Raw genomic sequence first — 16,995 nt, forward strand, 5'->3', positions numbered from 1 at the left:
GGTTTATCTATTTTCCCATCTGAGGTCACTTGATGAAGTAGTTATAAGTAAATAGATGTTAATTGCCACAGAGAATAAGTAGATATCATATTAACTTCTCATCCAATTAAATCGATACCAGAATTAAATACCAAAAAGAAATAAAAATGGAAAATTGACGTCACAACCCAAAACAGGAGTGTAGACAGCCCAACTAACCATTTTCAGGGGGCAATTAATTATTTATACTTAATTTTCATCGATAAAATTATGGAAGCCAGCAGTAGGGTTGCTAAATTAGTAACAATCAAAGGTAAATCTTGGACTAGTGTTCCGTACACTATCCATAAAAAAACGCCAGAGCAGAAAGTAATAAACATACCCAAAGAGATATCTGCAGTTGATTTAGTTTTCCAAGTTTTAATAACCTGAGGCATAAAAGAAATGGTCGTTAAAGTCCCTGCTAATAATCCTAAAAGCGTGATAAGTTTCATAGGAGTAAGCTCTAAAGTTTGCCGAAAAGCTGACATTGTTTATTTTAGGGTAAATAATTCCAAAACCTCGCAAAAAAAGATGGGAATTGGCAGGTAAATTTATTGAATTAGGAGAGGTATTAAGAAGAATCTTAGTTGTAGGTATCAAGCCAGTTAATCTACGGAATTGGTGCAGAGCCCGCAGCATGAAACACAAGACTTCCCTGGTTCACCCATCGGTTTTTAGAAGAAGCATCAGTGTTAGTTGTCGGTAATTTTCTGACTTTCAAGAACATTGGAGTTAAATATAAACATTGTATTAATACTTAATCTTGACGGTGATTGATAAAATGAGATCCAAGCTTTAATGGAGGGCGAATAATGACCTTTCCTGCCTTAGTGACTTGGTTAAAAGAACGAACAGCCCTCAGTCTTCTTCCTGAGTCGGTACTGGACGTAATCGCACAAGCCTTGGAAGAACGAGTAGTACCAGCCAATGAGCGCTTGGTAGTAGAAGACACCCCGATTGAAAATCTGTATATTCTTAAACAAGGGCGTGTTGAAGGCGATCGCAACAATCAAAGTGTTGCTGCTTGGGCGGTAAGTTGGCTTCCTGGTGCTATCATCAATTTGCAAGAGCTACTTTTAGACCAGCCTGCTCAGAGAACAGTAATTACCCGCAACGAGTGTCACTTTTGGGTACTTCCTGGAGAAAAGTTTCGGGAATTAGCGGCCCAATACCCCGAAATTTCCCAGAGTTTCTCGCCTCAACTGGCTCAGGAACTAGCCCAGTTGTCCTCCCAACTGACCTATGAGCAAGAACGTCAAACCATCCTGCGTCCCTACCTTGTCAACAAAGCCAAACGTGGCATTATTGGTAAAAGCCGCTATGCAGTGCGACTGCGGCAACAAATTAAAAAGGTAGCCGAAGATCGTAAGTCGGTAATGATTTTCGGTGAACCAGGACTAGAAAAAGACAATACGGCAGCATTAATTCACTTTGGTTCAGCCTACCGCCGCCAACCAGTAATCAAAATTGATTGCAGCACCGTCCAGTCTTCTGGGGCAGAACTTTTTGGTCGTGCGGGGGGCAAACCAGGACTAGTTGAAGCCCTCAGTGAAGGCACCTTAATTCTCAACAATGTTGAAGAACTACCCGAAGAACTAGTCCCTCAGTTAGCAACACTCCTCGAAACGGGCACCTACACCCCGGTAAGTCGTTCAGAAGACACACCAGCACAGCGGTTAACTTGCAGCGCCCGCATCATTATGATTTCGGAAAGAAGACTGCCCAAGATTGACCCTCTGGTGGGGCATTTAATTAAAGTACCACCACTGCGGGTGCGCAAAGCTGACCTAGGTGATCAGGTAAATTACTATATAAGTCTCACCTGTCGAGCCAAGGGAATTGCCAAGCCGCGCGTCACACCAGAAGCACTGCGGCGGTTACAAGCCTATGACTTTCCTAGCAACCTCAGAGAGTTACAAAATCTCGTAGAGCGAGCTATTGTACAATCGGACGGGGCTAGAGAACTCACCGAAGAAATTGTCTGGCCTTCCCAGAGCAAGAAAAAACAATTCCGGTTCAATTTGCTCAATGCCTATCCGGGACTACGGCACTTCTTACGGAGTGAGTGGTGGCCAGACCGCATTAACTACGGTTTCACCTTAAGTGTTTTTGCCTTAATTGTCATTGTGGGATTTGTTGGCCCACAAAACCGCCAAGAAAATTTTGCTTTAAATATGTTTTGGGCCTGGTGGTGGCCCGTAATCCTTGTTGGCTTTCCTTTTGTTGGTCGGCTGTGGTGCTCAGTTTGTCCTTTCATGATTTATGGCGAAATTACCCAAAAGCTTTCTTTGTGGCTGTGGCCGCGTCAGTTGAAGGCCTGGCCGAGGCACTCAGCAGAAAAGTGGGGCGGCTGGTTTTTGTGTGGCCTATTTGCCCTAATTTTCCTCTGGGAAGAACTCTGGGATTTAGAAAATACGGCTTACCTTTCGGCTTCTTTGTTATTGTTAATTACTGCCGGGGCAATGATTTTTTCGGCGATTTTTGAGCGCCGCTTTTGGTGTCGCTATTTGTGTCCCATTGGAGGGATGAATGGTCTGTTTGCCAAATTGTCAATGACTGAACTGCGGGCACAGCAAGGGACTTGTTCTGCTGAATGTACTACATATCAGTGTTATAAGGGCGGCCCGCAAAAGGGAGAGGGTTTAGCCACTGGTGGCTGTCCCCTGTACTCTCACCCTGCTCAGCTACAGGATAATCGTGACTGCGTACTCTGTATGACTTGCCTCAAAGCCTGTCCCCATCGTTCAGTTGAGTTAAATTTGCGTCCACCGGGGATTGAACTCTGGACAACACACATACCCCGTGCCTACGAAGTGGCATTGTTGTTGTTGCTACTAGGGGGTGTCTTTCTCCACCGACTGCCAGAGTTGCAGGCCCAGTGGGGATTATCGCTGGATTTGACTAAGTTTTGGCCACACTTAGCATTATCTATAGCGGCTTTAAGTATTCCAGCTACTATTCCCTTGGTTGCTTATGGTTGCATGAAGTTGTGGCACCGAGTTATCCAAAATCTCGACTCCACATTCTCCCATCCAAAGCCCAAGCCCTTTGTGCAACTTGCTTATGGCTACTTGCCGTTGGTACTCTCAGGTAACTTAGCCCACTTTTTGCGGCTGGGTTTAAGCGAAGGTGGACGATTGTTGCCAGTGACTTTTGCTACTTTTGGTTTGAGTGGTGAAGGCTTGCCGATTTGGGTTGCCCATCCGGCGGTGATTGCCTTTTTGCAAGGAGTAACACTAATTGCTGGTCTGATTTTATCCGTGTTACTGACACAAAAAATTGCTGGTCAACAATTGCGATCGCTTTTACTACAACATCTAGCCGCAGTGGTTTTGGGCGCTAGCCTGTGGGCGATTATTGTCGGTTATTAATCTCAGGCAAAAGTTAGAGAGATGTTGCTAAGCATAGATTCGTGTCCTTACCCACCCTAATTGAAATAGGATGGCGCTACTTACGTGTGAATAATCATTACAAAAACTACAACTATGTATAAAACTGGAGAACTTAATCCTGATTTATAAGTAGCTTATCAACCCATGAACTTAGGCACCAAGTTCTACAGAGGGAATTGCTTGACACTCCCGCCGCTAAATCAAAGGCTTGCCCTCGAGCAAAGCGAAGGGTTATAGCGGGGGATTCTTCCTTCAACCAGCGAACTTAGTATCTTGATTTTCATCAAGACAAAAGAGGCTCATCTGTCCGGAAGCGTTGGTCCAGTATTCCTGGAATGTTCCCGCATGCCCTGCGGTACGTAGTCCTAATTTGAGAATGTTTTTCGCCGCGTTTTCATCACGATCTAATACAGTTCCACAACCGCATTTGTGAGTTCTAGTACTAAGCGATTTCTTGACGGTTGCGCCGCAATTAGAGCAGTTTTGACTAGTGTAGTGGGGAGGTACGGACACGGTTACCGTGCCAAATACCTTCCCAAAGTATTCCACCCAAGTCCTAAACATCGTCCAACTAGCATCAGAAATAGACTTAGCTAGTTTGTGGTTGTTCACCATATTTCGCACTTTTAAGTCTTCATAGGCTACCAAGTCGTTAGACCGGATTACGCACAATGCAGTCTTAACTGCAAAGTCTTTACGTTGCCTACTTACTTTGAGGTGCTTTCTTGCAAGCTTTTGCTTGGCTTTCTTGTAGCTACTTGACTGAGCCTGACCTTTCTTGAACTTTCGAGAGACTCGCTTCTGTAGGCGCTTTAGGGCTTTTTCAGACTTTCTCAGGTACTTGGGACTATCAATCTTGTTACCATCAGAGTCTGTGTAGAAAGCACAGATGCCAACATCAAGTCCTACAGTTTTACCTGTTGGCTGTCTCTCCTCAGTCCGGTCATAGTCGATACAAAACTGGACATAAAAACCGTCAGCTCTACGTACTACCCTGACTCGCTTGATTTGCTCAAGTTGGTAGTAGTTTAAGTTTCGACTGCCGTAGAGTTTGAACTCGCCAGCATTGAAGCCGTCAGTGAAGGTTATTCTGTCTCGATTTTCAGACAGCTTCCAGCCCGTGACTTTGTATTCTACTGAGCCGTGGGCGGGTCTATTTTTCTTGTATTTTGGGTAGCCTTTCTTGCCTGGTATCTGCTTTTTGCAGTTATCGAAGAACCTAGAAATAGCTGCCCAAGTACGCTCTGCCATAGCTTGACGAGCTTGTGAGTTAAGGTTTTTAGTCCAAGGGAAGTCTGTATTTCTGGCTAATCGCGTGACGTATTTGTATAAGTCGTTCCGACTCTTGGCGTTGCCATCTTCCCAAAAACGAAGACAAGAATTACGGATAAACAAACCAGTGCGAATGGCTTCGTTTAGCCTCTCGTACTGGTTTATATTTCCCTTTAACTTGGCTTCGTAGACTAGCATTTATCACTTAACAACCACGATAAAATACTAGCACAAGTGCTTTTCACTGGCAATTCATCTCACCGCTAAATCAGAGATTATAGCGGGAGCTTTCTTGCCGAATTAGGTAAGCTCTATTAACTCATCAAGTTATCAGGAGTAAATTATGATCAAAATCAATGAGCTTGAAGAAACTACGCTATTGCTTGAGCTTTCTCTTCAAGAGAGTTCCCTATTCTTGGGAGGACACCCAGGGAATAGTCCCCTCCTAACTATAGGATGTCCAGGTAATGGAAAACCTGTTCACAAACATTATCCAGATGGCACATGGGGGAGTATTTGCGTTTATGATGACCCAGATCCCCTGCCGGAGCCACCACCATTTTATGCCTTTCCAGTGGAGCCAGACGGAGGTATCGGAGGCATCGCATAATGAACTGCAATGCTGACACTAAAAATCCTGACCTAAAACCGAGCGTAGTTTAAAAAATTTTCAGTGCTTGATTAAACTCGAAGCTAGTTTCGAGAAACTCTTGAAGGGAGAGGAGGAGAAAAGTAATTGATCTTTCCCCTCCTCTACTCCTGATATTCTCTCGCTCTAAGGGTTAAAGGCTGAACTCCACACACACAATAGTGCTCCTCTAGTAAATAGCAGCTATACCTTCACCGTAAGCGTAGTCGATTTGCAAAGAATCTGAACCGTACCCTTGAACCCAACCAATCATCTCGCCATTGGTGTAGATTGCACTACCGTAGTCAGAGCCTTGATAGTAATCTTGTAGTTGGTACTCGACGCCTCCGTTGAGTTCGATTTTGTCCCAACCAGCGTTATAGTCAGTAATCACTGCATAGTCGCCTTCACCTTGAGAGTTATAGTAGACGTACTGAGCATCTCCCAAGCTATAGGTATCAGAACCGCCACCACTGGTCATGTAGTCCAGACCGCTGAGCAAGGGGTCAGCAGCGTCTAGGTTGCCGCCGATGATGGTATCGTTTCCAGAGCCACCAATCAAGGTATCGCTGCCGTCACCGCCAATAGCTAAGATATTGACAGCCGTCTGGCTAGCGTCGAGGAAGTCGTTGCCGTCACCGCCGTTGAAGATTACCTGCTGTACGTCTGTGCCAGATAAATCCTTGACTGTCAAAGTGTCGTCGCCACCAAGACCATTAATCTCAAACTGCTCGACATCATCAACATCTAAGGTAATCGGCCCGAGGTTAACGCGATCAAATAGAGCTCTTCCCCAGTTGCTTTGCAGAACGAGTTCGTCGCCGCCCGGAACAGAACCGTTAAACTCAGTGACATCAAAGCCGTTGCCGCCTTCCATGATATCGCTGCCGTCACCATTGTTCCAAACCATGCGGTCATCACCATAACCGCCTTCCATGAGGTCGCTGCCCTGGTCACCAATTAGGACATCGTTCCCTTGAAGACCTTTAAGAGTATCATCACCCTCGCCACCCCGAATCAGGTCATCACCGTTAGAACCGAACAGTACATCATTTCCTGCGCCACCTTGTATAACGTCACCAGCAGGCATGTAGTTTGTGTAATCCATAGTCAGTTGCTCGTCTGAACTCAACACTTTCATCAAACCTGATGGTTGACTGAGTTCAAGACTGAGAATGTACTGACTTATTGCTGAGTTTGTCGTGAGAGTGAAAATTTCTGATGAAGAGAGAAAATTAGGTAATTTATTGCGTAATAAATAAAAGAAGCACTGATAAGTATTACAGTCGCTCATCCCACTTTTGAGCCATAGCACCAACTAGTTGGTGTTGATCTAGTGCAATAGGAGGAAGCGCTGGTGTCACGCTCACTCAAAGTCCGCCCAGACTGCATTGAAAGGGCTAAGTTAGCTCTCAAACACAACGGCTTTCGCAGTCAAAGAGCACTTGCTGAAGATGTCGGACTTGCCTTAGCCACAGTTAGCAACTTTCTCAGAGGGAAACCAGTTGATTTTGCTACTTTTGTGGAAATTACCGACAGACTGTCTATAGAGTGGCAAGATTTTGCTGATTTAGCTTATCAATTACCTGATTTGCCTCACTCAGATACAACAATTAAGTCCGAGGAAACAATAACCGAACCCCGCCAAGATTGGGGGGAGGCAATTGATATCTCTAAATTCTACAATCGCACTGCTGAACTGGCTACTCTCCAACAATGGATTGTTGAGCAAGATTGCAGACTAGTAGTACTACTGGGCATGGGTGGCATTGGCAAAACTGCCTTGTCTGCGAAATTAGCATCACAGATTCAGGGTCAATTTGAGTATATTATCTGGCGTAGTCTTTGTAATGCTCCACCTGTAGAAGATACTTTAGCAAACTTAATCCAGTTCCTGTCTCAGGAAGAGCGAATACCTGAAACCTTCGACGAGCAGGTATTACGACTGATTAGTCTGTTGCGAGAACATCGCTGTTTATTAATCCTCGATAATCTGGAGTCAGTGCTTTTAACAGGTGACCGCACGGGACGCTATCGAGAGGGCTACGAAGGATATGGCCAACTACTAAGTCGTGTTAGTGAAACTACTCACCGTAGCTGCTTAATGCTAACTTCTCGGGAAAAACCCCAGGGTTTGGCTGCTTTGGAGGGCGAAACTTTGCCAGTTCGCTGCTTACAACTGACAGGTTTATCTCCAGAAGTAGGACGAGAAATTTTTCAATCTAAGGGGTCTTTTGTCGGATCCAATGCACAGTGGCAGGCTTTAATTGAACACTATGGAGGCAATCCTTTAGCCTTAAAAATTGTGGCTTCTGCAATTAGAGATTTTTTTGATAGTAATATTGACAGCTTTGGGGAATTTTTAAAGGAAGAACCGTTTATTGTTGACGACATTAGCGATTTATTAGAACAGCAGCTACAGCGTTTGACAGATATTGAGCGAGAGATTATGTACTGGCTGGCTCTCAACCGAGAGCCGATGTCCTTCTCAGATTTACGAGAGGATTTACTGGCTCACGTCTCAGCTAGTGAAATTCTAAAGGCTTTGGTCTCTTTACAAAATCGGTCATTAATCGAAAAAAATGCCGCAGGTTTTACTCAGCAACCTGTGGTTATGGAATACATAACTCATCAATTAATGGAGCGGATTTCTCAAGAAATTGCTACCACAAAAATTGACTTATTGCGCAGTCACGCTTTAGTTAAAGCTCAGGCCAAAGACTATGTTAGAGATGCTCAATTAGATCTTATTTTGCAACCAATCCTTAATAAACTAATCACAGTATTTAGCTCTAAAAAAGCTGTAGAAAATCAACTGGCTTTAATTCTGGAAAGGCTGCGATCGCAAGTATGCAATTTTGCCGAAAATGATCAGCTTAAAGTTGACTCTTCAGGAGCAGAGGAATTAGGAGCAAGTTGTCATCAAGGGCAGCACCAGAAAGGATATGCAGGCGGAAATATTATCAATCTACTTTACCAACTAAGAGCGAACTCTGGTCAAACTTTAGTTAGTGGTTCTCAAGATGAAACGATTAAACTTTGGGATATCAATACAGGTAAGTGCCGAAAAACTTGGAAAGCTGATAGACCTTATCAAAGAATAAATATTACTGGAGTTAAAGGCTTAACTTTAGCACAGCAGAGCGCCTTAACAGCTCTCGGTGCGGTTGAAAAAAGCGATCGCTTTTTCGGATACAGGAGGCGTGTAATGGTCTTTCTGGACTCATTTGGACAATATCTCCAGTCAGACGCTAATTGCACTCGCTTAACTCAAAGCCGCACAGGTTCTAATTCTATCTGAGCAAAATGTTCCAGCAGTAGACGGTGGATGAAGATGTAACCGCCGCCTACTTTTTGTAGGAAAATGCGTTCTGCGGCGTAGTCGAGGAAGCGAGCGTAGTTCCAGGGGATGTAGTTGTTGTGGTAGAGGATGAGGCGTAGAGATAAGTGTTTGAGCAAAGATAAATAAGTAAAGCCAGCCAAAAAGCCAAGAATACAAGGAATGCCTCGATAGTATGCGGCTGGCATCTGGAAAGCCACGATAGAAAAAATACAGAAAAGCATTGAAATAAAAAATGCAGTTTTTGAAACTTCTTTAACTCGATAGTTCGGAGCTAGAGACTCTTCTATTGTTTCTGTAAACAGAGCAAAAAATGAGTTTGGAATTAGAAAAAATATAAATGCCACAAATGTGGTTAGAAATGTGGTTAGAAATGCTAGTGGCTTAAACACTGGTTGAAGTAAAAATCTGCTTTTTTGTTTAGTAATAACGTACAGTTTTAGTATTTCAGGTTTCAATTCTATGAAAAGCACACACATTAATATATCAGATAGTAATAGCGGCAATAGCGGCATCCGCCACATGCAATAAGATAGTAGATAAGCGAATTCTAATGAAGGCTGAAGTATTTCATCTTTCAAAGTTCTGAATGAAGGAAATTTTAATCGAAATCTCCGCGAGAGATCGATGTCATGAAGAATAGGTATATTATCTCGGAAGTCTCTTGGTAGCTTCTTCCTGAATAGAAAACAAAAAACTTGAACGATGGGATACATTATTAATCGCATACTATCAGCTTTGGACTCAGTGGATAAAACAAATCCAAGGCATAAGCTGAATAGTAAGAGGCGATTAGAAATAGATGACCATGATAATGAATGCTCGGACTGAAACCATTGCAAAACAACAATCGTAGAAATAGTTCCAGAAATTACTAAATTCATTATGAAAAGTAACACCCAATATTGCCATTGACGGAATTTATTTTTTAGATAACGAGGCTGCATTTCCTCAATTAAAAATACCGTTTGCGACTCCTGAACCATCCTCTGTGCCAGCCAAGTCAGCCAACGCTTAGTTTGAACTTCAGAATATCGTTGCTCAACCTTAAGGCGAGTAGGGCGACGAAACATTCGCTCAATGTAGGCATCAAATAGCTGCTTACGCCGTTCTTCCACCACCTCAGTTTTGGGCAAATCTTCAACAGCTACTCCTTGATAAGCCAGAACCATAATATTGAGCATTAATGGTGATTTGGCTAACTCCTGCAAGGCTGTATTATCTGCCATCAATGCTCTCAATCCTGTCAAATCGGCATCAATACTATCTATATAGTTACTAACTTGTTCTGGAGTAAGTGACCTGACATAAACTGCACTTTGAAAATTAAGACGGTTAGAAAGGACTGAATAGTCTTTGATGCGGCTGCAAACCACCATTTCCGGTGCATAATTTTGATGAAAATCATTTAAAGCAGCAACGCAACTATCTCTGAGTTCTGCTTTTACCTCATCCAAACCATCTAGCAGCAGCAAAAGTTCCTGTTTTGCCAGCAAATCCTTTCCAATTTGTTTAGGAACCTGATACCTGCTGTTGAGTTCTGCCACTAACCAATCAGCAATCTTCTGCTTCTTTCCCACCCAAGAAGAGAGGTTAAATACTATAGGAATGCGGTAATCTAGACCTTGTTCGGCACGGTTAAGTAAATCACGGGTTAATTCCAGTAAAGTAGTAGTTTTTCCCGCCCCTGGTTCCCCTAAAATTAACAGTGTTCGCCCCTCACCCAACTGGTCAAAAATAGCAATAACTTTAGTTCCCTTGGGTAAAGCTTTTTGCGCCTCATCAGTCGTTGCTAATTCCATGTTCCAGGCAGAAACAACAGCATCAGCGCGTTTCTCCAAACCCAGTTCTATCAATACTTGGTCATGCAAGGAATTCTCTAAAACACCTTTAACCCAGAAATTCCTGACTTTATTAAGGATGGCTTGGCGATTTTTTACCTGCTGCGGTGTCAGGCGACGTAGCCGCATTTCCGCGTCTTCTCGTTCTGTTTCTACCCGACGACTGGTTTCAATGTATTCTCGATGCAGTGCTGTAGCTGGGGGTTGTTTGCTTTCACTCTCAACTAACCATTGTTCTGCTTTCTTTAATTCACTACCCTGCAACAGATAACCCTTATTACGGCCTTCCTTTTCCCATTTCCTCGCCCGCACCAGTAAGTGAGTCTGTTCTCGGACATATCTTAAATCAATTTTAATGGCACTAATAAGCTTATCTAAAGCACCGTCAAAATCATCTTCTTCTCGAAAAAAAATCCAGTTGATACGACCTAAGTCTGGATGAACATTATCATATCCCACATTCTGCCGCACGATTGGCACTAAGCGCTTCCCGTGCTTAATCGCGTGTTCCAGTTCCTCTATACAAACCTTAGAAGATATAGAATGAGGGCTGATAATAAAAACAAAGTTATTCGCCGCTTCAATACCCCGATAAATCTCCTGTCTCCAATCTTCAGCCGGGGGAATATCATGCCAATCAACCCAAATCTTTTGCTTGGCTTGTGTCAACGCTTCACACAATTGGCTAACAAACTCCTTATCCCGACGGGAGTAGGAAATAAAAATATCGTAATCATCCCGGTTTGGTGGACTGGAAATAGAAGATTCAGCGGCACTCATGCAGCCCTTTGCGATAATATTTTTCCCCAGCTTAACCGATGCAAACTACTCTGCCAAAATGAGTAAATGCGATCGCTGTTTGTCAGGTTTACTGAGAATAGTGCAAGATCTGAGTTTTAACCGATTTTGAAAGAAGAATTAGAATCAGGGTAAACGCATCTAAAAATTATTGACAAAACCCTGGATATGTTAGCCACAATTCATCCAGGAAGCGATTTTATTGCCCCTCCAACCTTGGGCATTTAAGCCTAGCATTTCTGCTCTTTTTCTGGTTCTTTCTAGGAGTTTTGCTCATGGCTACACTTGAAAAGTTCTTGAGCTTCTGACTCAGTTATACGGATTTTTAAGCGAGCTGGCATCAGGCAATTTCACCTGGTTAACTACTTTATTATTTTATGCTTAATTAAGCCCATCTACTTATGCAAAAGTATATTCCTTTTCAGCGCAAGCGCTGGCCCTACGGTATAATCGCCTTATCTCTTAATCACACCTTCATTTACCAACGCCAAAATTTAAAAGTTCTAAGGTGGATTGAAAGGAACGTCAGCTTTCCAGTATGGCAGTTTTATGTTCAGATGCTTTTCTGAATCAAGGCGACATTAATTTGTCATAACGACACTAATTTGACAACAGCGACAAATAATGAGTCGATTGATAACAAACAACAAAAGCGGATGATCGGACTCGAACCGACGACATTCAGCTTGGGAAGCTGACGTTCTACCACTGAACTACACCCGCGTAAAATTTCTCAGCGAATAGTCGCTCTTTATTATAAAACGATTAAGCAATAGCTAGCTACATTACTTTCTTGTTGCTGAGAGCAGTGTGTCTTGGGGAACTTGTTGGAGTATCCAAGCTGAGAGATAAAAAAATTTATACAAATTAATCTCAACCCCCGAAGATGCAGAAGATTAGTCAGTAAATTTACTGATTACCAGGGAAGCCCATATCTGGAAAAACCCTATTTTCAGTGTTTTTTCAGAAAACTTTAAGTAAAACTACTCACAACTAGGGAACCATAAGTAATACTACTTAAACTTTGTCTGTTTGCTTAATCCTAGGTTAATTATTCAAGGAATTAGATGTATTGATGAAGCCCCAAGCTACATCGGCAATATCCTATCGAATCTTGTACATTGTAAAAACTGTTAGTGTGCTGAACAGTTGAGCCTCAACCTAGGTAGCTTATCCTCGCACCTCGCACTCTTGTTGTATTACACCCTAGACTGTTTACAAGAAGGAGTTTAACAAGCAAAGGGCAGCTATTCAGGTTTTGTTCTGCTTGATGAATGCCTAGCACATTGCACTCACGAAGAGTCGATAAAAAGGATGTTTAACGTAACCGAGATTTTAATTGATGCATTTGTTCAAAGGCTGCGAGACGGCTACCACCGAACCTACGGAGGACTCAAGACGGATCATGAAGATATTATTGCTTGGGCGGGAAGCATGGCAATGGAAAATATTGCCAACAGTGATGCCCTATATCACAATGTCGAGCACTCGATCCTTGTGACTCTAGTCGGACAGGAAATTTTACGAGGTAAACATATCCGTGAGGGAGGAGTAACTCCTGACGATTGGTTGCACTTTATCATTTCTTTGGTGTGCCATGATATTGGCTACGTTAAGGGAGTGTGTCGCAGCGACAGAGAAACCGAGAGACTCTACGCTAGTGGTGAAAATAAAGAGATGGTTTATCTCTTACCAGGGGCTACAGATGCTGCTCTGACTCCTCATCATGTAGACCGAGCGAAGTTATTTATTGACGAGCGATTTGGTGGTCACAAGCTGATTGATGCTGAGATAATTAAGCGTAATATTGAACTAACTCGTTTTCCGGTTCCTAAAGCTGAGGATCATCAAGACACTATCAACTACCCTGGTTTGATTCGCGCCTCCGACCTAATCGGTCAACTGAGTGACCCGCGCTATCTTAAAAAAATAAGTGCTTTATTCTACGAATTTGAAGAAACCGGAATGAATAAAGTTTTAGGGTACAAAAACCCTGGAGATTTGCGGCGGGGCTATTCTATGTTTTATTGGAACGGAGTCCATCCGTACATCCAAGACGCCCTACGTTATCTACAGCTAACTCAGCAGGGTAAACAAGTTGTTGCCAACCTCTACTCGAATGTCTTTGTTGTAGAACACGAAAAAAATGAGGGAGAACTTAGGCAACTGGCAGGGCAGCTTAACATATAACTTAACTCTTTAAGAGCATGAATTGGTGGCAGAAACTCAAAAAGAATCCACTCGCGCGTTTTGGTGCATTAGTGCTATTGATTTTTTATTTAAGCGTCATAGCAGCTGATTTTGTTGCGCCCTATGACCCCTACGCCTCGCAACCTGATGGTTCGCTGCTACCACCCACCCAGATTTACTGGCGTAACCAACAGACAGGTGAGTTCATCGGTCCCCATGTCTATCTAACAACCCAAGGGCCGACGGATTTAAAAACGGGCTTTCGTGAACTGATTGTAAATTTGGAAAAGCCCTCTCCAGTGCGCCTATTTGTTAAAGGAGTACAGTACAAGCTACTAGAAATTAGTTTACCGCTGCCACCTAATTTCCAGGAAGTAAAACTATTCGGGGGCATTTCTTGGGATCGTCACCTATTCGGTACGGTGGGTGAGGCAAAAGTTAATATCTTGGGAACAGATGAGCAAGCTCGTGATCAATTCAGCCGTCTTGTCTACGGCGGTCGCATTAGCCTGAGTATTGGACTAGTGGGCATTGCAATTTCTTTCCCCCTAGGTCTATTAGTTGGTGGAATTTCCGGCTATTTTGGCGGCTGGGTAGACGGTATTTTGATGCGTTTGGTAGAAGTACTACTAACAATACCGGGCATTTACCTTTTGGTGGCTCTTGCTGCTGTGCTACCGCCGGGACTCACTAGTGCCCAAAGGTTCTTATTAATTGTTTTTATCACTTCATTTATTAGCTGGGCAGGATTAGCGAGAGTAATTCGCGGACAAGTTTTATCCATCAAAGAGCGGGAATTTGTCCAAGCCGCACGAGCGATGGGTGCCAAACCTTTGTATATTATTGTTCGCCATGTGTTGCCTCAAACAGCTAGCTATGTAATCATCTCGGCAACCCTAGCAGTTCCTAGCTTCATTGTGGCAGAATCTGTGCTGAGTTTAATTGGGCTGGGAATTCAGCAACCCGACCCTTCTTGGGGTAATTTGCTGTCTCTGGCAACTAATGCGTCTATTTTAGTGCTGCAGCCCTGGTTAATTTGGCCACCGGCACTGCTGATTGTTTTGACGGTTTTAGCCTTCAATTTACTCGGAGACGGTCTGCGCGACGCTCTTGATCCACGCACTCTTCGGCGTTAGATTCTTTTCGTAAAGTTGGGAATAACTAAACCAGGGAAATTTTTGAGCAATGTTTTCTCCGCAAGCTGTTTCCCTTCGGTGAGTAAATACTCCAGAAAAGTACGAGCGACGATAGAGGGGTCTTTACCGCTAGGGTAGACTGCGTACCAATAGCGTTCAATGGGGAATTTCTCGACATCCAAAACAACTAGTTGATCGCTAGAGCCGTCAAGGGCCAATGTGTGGTAAGAAAGCACTGAAATGCCCAAACCGCCTGCCACAGCTTGCTTAATTGCCTCATTACTACCTAAATCTAGCTGGACTTTGAGAGCAATCTCATGTTCGTCAAACAGGTCTACTACAGCTTGACGAGTCCCTGATCCTGGTTCTCTCATAATGAAGGGTTCAGCACCAATCCTTTCTAGGGAAATATTTTTTTCCTGGGCTAAGGGATGACCCGCAGGTGCCAAAACCACCAAGGGATTTTCTAAAATTGGCTGGCAGATAACATCGATATTTTCTGGTATTTGACTCATAACATACAGGTCGTCTAAGTTCTCACTCAGACGACCAAGTATGTACTCATGGTTGGTTACCTGCAAAGAAATATCAATCCCCGGATAGCGTTGGCAAAAAGGACCTAGTAAACGAGGGACAAAATATTTAGCTGTGGTAATCACCGCGACACGCAATCTCCCTTGCTTGAGACCCTTGAGATCTGCTATGGCCATCTCAAACTGGTCTAGATGATGAAATACTTCGCGGCAAGTTTTCAGCAGTTCTTCACCAGCTTGGGTAAGGTAAATTTTCTTGCCTACCTGGTCAAAAAGAGGCATACCAACGGCTTTCGTTAGCTGCTTTACCTGCATAGAAACAGTAGGCTGGGTAAGAAATAGCTCCTCTGCTGCCCTGGTAAAGCTGCTATGCCGAGCGACTGCTTCAAATACCTTTAGCTGATGCAGGGTGGCTTGCTTCAAGGAAAATTCTCCTCAAACTAACGAAGTATAGAATATACCCTATCCCAATCATTAGCAAATGCAGTATATTTCTATGAATATTCCGCGTTATGATCCTTAAGGTAACTGGAAAAGATGACAGTCTTCCTTCCGTCTAGCGCTGCACAATTACTAGTTTTAGACTTAGGACGTTATTAGCAGTTTCTTATCCTAATTTTCCAGGATAGAGCTAACATCCTACCCATTCTGGTAAGTGCAACGCTTTCCTTTTGCTCAGGCTGAGATTGATCATAGATCTGACTGATGTTAGTAGGTAAGATACTAAATAATGGCAACTCAGTCAGTTTAGAACTAAGTAAAAGCAGCCGAGGCAATAGTGTCTAAGCTAAACGGCCGATATTTTAGATTAAAAGCTATTGCCGCATTTCAATAAACATTCTAAACCAAAGGGGTAGGATTACCAGTTACTTGTCTTAGGTTAACCGCAATTGGAGGCGATCGCCTTTTCTACTAATTCCTACCTAACCTGTGGCGAAACCATCTCTTGTTGAGCCTCAAAACTATCATGCTGATAGTTTTGTCAATTACCTCTTAAGCAAAGTCGTTGGAGTAGGCATTTTTAAGAATCTTCCAGCCGCAGTGGCAGCTTTTGTAGATCTGGCAATTCTACCAGTTCTTTCTCGCCTTCCTTAACCTCAACTGGTAGCATTAGGGGTTTTGGTTCCTCCTCCTTCAAAGATTTCGCCATCGGCAAAGATTTATCCAAGTCCTCTAGAGGTCGAGGAATCACAGTCACCGCTACTAGTTCTCCAATCCGCTGAGCTTCAGAAATGCCTACCTGTAGTGCCATAGCTACATCTGCCACCCGACCCCGGATAATGGCAGTACATAAACCGTCTCCGATAGTCTCGTAGCCAGTCAGTTTCACATTAGCTGACTTGAGCATGGCATCAGCAGCTCCCACCATTGCTGGAAAGCCCCTTGTTTCTAAAAGACCTAAGGCGTCCTTACTGACGCGACTGTGATGATTAGATACCTGCTCTAATAAATGAGAACCCAGGGGAAATATGACTTCTAGATTAGGGAAGGGTCGTGGGATAACTAAAGAAGAGAGAAACCGACCTTCTTGCTTAGCATGATCGACACCAGCTTGCACCGCAATCCGTACCTCAGCAGTAGTACCTCTAACAATGGCTGTACAGTGACCACTACCAGTTTTTTCGTAGCCGATCAGAGTGACACTTGCTGCTTTGAGCATCGCATCGGCTGTACTAACGATTATGGGGAAGCTGAGAGTAGAGACTAAGCCCAAGGAGGCTGAGCTATGTTGATTGCTGCGTCGCAAGAAGTCTTGGGGGATAATACCATATCTATCTGACTCCATCATAAGACCTCAATCGAGTTGTTGACTGTTAGCTGTTGGATGAGATCAAGTCTAGAAA

The 16,995-nt window shown here is 43.5% G+C and carries 11 protein-coding genes and 1 tRNA gene; 5 read left to right on the forward strand and 7 right to left on the reverse strand.

Going from position 1 to position 16,995, the window contains the following annotated elements; translation table 11 throughout:
* Window positions 1-218: 218 nt before the first annotated feature.
* On the reverse strand, window positions 219-473 hold the full coding sequence (locus ACT7WV_RS12170; protein ID WP_463424248.1) for a SemiSWEET transporter: 255 nt from the start codon (window positions 471-473) through the stop codon (window positions 219-221).
* 360 nt (window positions 474-833) lie between these two features.
* Here ACT7WV_RS12170 and ACT7WV_RS12175 point away from each other — a divergent pair, with 360 nt between their 5' ends.
* A complete protein-coding gene (locus ACT7WV_RS12175; RefSeq protein WP_445103147.1) occupies window positions 834-3,392 on the forward strand; it encodes a sigma 54-interacting transcriptional regulator in 2,559 nt (852 codons plus the stop codon).
* A 273-nt stretch (window positions 3,393-3,665) separates the two neighbouring features.
* Here ACT7WV_RS12175 and ACT7WV_RS12180 read toward each other — a convergent pair whose 3' ends face one another.
* Window positions 3,666-4,883 (reverse strand): RNA-guided endonuclease InsQ/TnpB family protein, encoded by a 1,218-nt coding sequence (locus ACT7WV_RS12180; RefSeq protein WP_445102131.1) that lies wholly within the window; start codon window positions 4,881-4,883, stop codon window positions 3,666-3,668.
* Between the two features lie 145 nt (window positions 4,884-5,028).
* On the opposite strand from ACT7WV_RS12180, the gene ACT7WV_RS12185 reads away from it, so the two are divergent.
* A complete protein-coding gene (locus ACT7WV_RS12185) occupies window positions 5,029-5,295 on the forward strand; it encodes a hypothetical protein (protein ID WP_445103148.1) in 267 nt (88 codons plus the stop codon).
* A 208-nt stretch (window positions 5,296-5,503) separates the two neighbouring features.
* Here the strand turns inward: ACT7WV_RS12185 and ACT7WV_RS12190 are convergent, their stop codons facing one another.
* Entirely contained in the window at window positions 5,504-6,421 is a 918-nt protein-coding gene (locus ACT7WV_RS12190) for a calcium-binding protein (RefSeq protein ID WP_445103149.1), read from the reverse strand.
* Window positions 6,422-6,670: 249 nt separating this feature from the next.
* On the opposite strand from ACT7WV_RS12190, the gene ACT7WV_RS12195 reads away from it, so the two are divergent.
* Window positions 6,671-8,614, forward strand: a complete 1,944-nt coding sequence (locus tag ACT7WV_RS12195; protein WP_445103150.1) for an NB-ARC domain-containing protein — start codon at window positions 6,671-6,673, stop codon at window positions 8,612-8,614.
* Here the strand turns inward: ACT7WV_RS12195 and ACT7WV_RS12200 are convergent.
* Together ACT7WV_RS12200 and ACT7WV_RS12205 are read right to left on the reverse strand one after the other, a co-directional pair.
* Window positions 8,584-11,274 (reverse strand): TIR domain-containing protein, encoded by a 2,691-nt coding sequence (locus ACT7WV_RS12200; RefSeq protein WP_445103151.1) that lies wholly within the window; start codon window positions 11,272-11,274, stop codon window positions 8,584-8,586. The two genes, ACT7WV_RS12195 and ACT7WV_RS12200, sit on opposite strands and share 31 nt — an antisense overlap.
* A gap of 669 nt (window positions 11,275-11,943) precedes the next feature.
* Window positions 11,944-12,015: transfer RNA gene (locus ACT7WV_RS12205), tRNA-Gly, on the reverse strand.
* 591 nt (window positions 12,016-12,606) lie between these two features.
* Between ACT7WV_RS12205 and ACT7WV_RS12210 the strand changes: the two genes are divergently transcribed.
* The gene (locus ACT7WV_RS12210; protein WP_445103152.1) at window positions 12,607-13,482 is read left to right on the forward strand and encodes an Npun_R2479 family HD domain-containing metalloprotein; all 876 of its coding nucleotides are present in this window, start codon (window positions 12,607-12,609) and stop codon (window positions 13,480-13,482) included.
* A gap of 17 nt (window positions 13,483-13,499) precedes the next feature.
* Entirely contained in the window at window positions 13,500-14,618 is a 1,119-nt protein-coding gene (locus ACT7WV_RS12215; RefSeq protein ID WP_445103153.1) for an ABC transporter permease, read from the forward strand.
* Here the strand turns inward: ACT7WV_RS12215 and ACT7WV_RS12220 are convergent.
* On the reverse strand, window positions 14,615-15,574 hold the full coding sequence (locus ACT7WV_RS12220; protein ID WP_445103154.1) for a LysR family transcriptional regulator: 960 nt from the start codon (window positions 15,572-15,574) through the stop codon (window positions 14,615-14,617). The two genes, ACT7WV_RS12215 and ACT7WV_RS12220, sit on opposite strands and share 4 nt — an antisense overlap.
* Before the next feature lie 598 nt (window positions 15,575-16,172).
* Window positions 16,173-16,937 (reverse strand): BMC domain-containing protein, encoded by a 765-nt coding sequence (locus ACT7WV_RS12225; RefSeq protein WP_445105634.1) that lies wholly within the window; start codon window positions 16,935-16,937, stop codon window positions 16,173-16,175.
* Window positions 16,938-16,995 lie beyond the last annotated feature (58 nt).

It is taken from the genome of Symploca atlantica LB2515, assembly GCF_052546295.1.

Excerpts from the sequence above, each read along its gene's own strand:
- ACT7WV_RS12215 (WP_445103153.1), top strand. The coding sequence starts at position 13,500 with ATGAATTGGTGGCAGAAACTCAAAAAGAATCCACTCGCGCGTTTTGGT.
- ACT7WV_RS12225 (WP_445105634.1), bottom strand. The coding sequence starts at position 16,937 with ATGGAGTCAGATAGATATGGTATTATCCCCCAAGACTTCTTGCGACGC.
- ACT7WV_RS12190 (WP_445103149.1), bottom strand. The coding sequence starts at position 6,421 with ATGGATTACACAAACTACATGCCTGCTGGTGACGTTATACAAGGTGGC.
- ACT7WV_RS12175 (WP_445103147.1), top strand. The coding sequence starts at position 834 with ATGACCTTTCCTGCCTTAGTGACTTGGTTAAAAGAACGAACAGCCCTC.
- ACT7WV_RS12200 (WP_445103151.1), bottom strand. The coding sequence starts at position 11,274 with ATGAGTGCCGCTGAATCTTCTATTTCCAGTCCACCAAACCGGGATGAT.
- ACT7WV_RS12185 (WP_445103148.1), top strand. The coding sequence starts at position 5,029 with ATGATCAAAATCAATGAGCTTGAAGAAACTACGCTATTGCTTGAGCTT.
- ACT7WV_RS12170 (WP_463424248.1), bottom strand. The coding sequence starts at position 473 with ATGAAACTTATCACGCTTTTAGGATTATTAGCAGGGACTTTAACGACC.
- ACT7WV_RS12180 (WP_445102131.1), bottom strand. The coding sequence starts at position 4,883 with ATGCTAGTCTACGAAGCCAAGTTAAAGGGAAATATAAACCAGTACGAG.
- ACT7WV_RS12210 (WP_445103152.1), top strand. The coding sequence starts at position 12,607 with ATGTTTAACGTAACCGAGATTTTAATTGATGCATTTGTTCAAAGGCTG.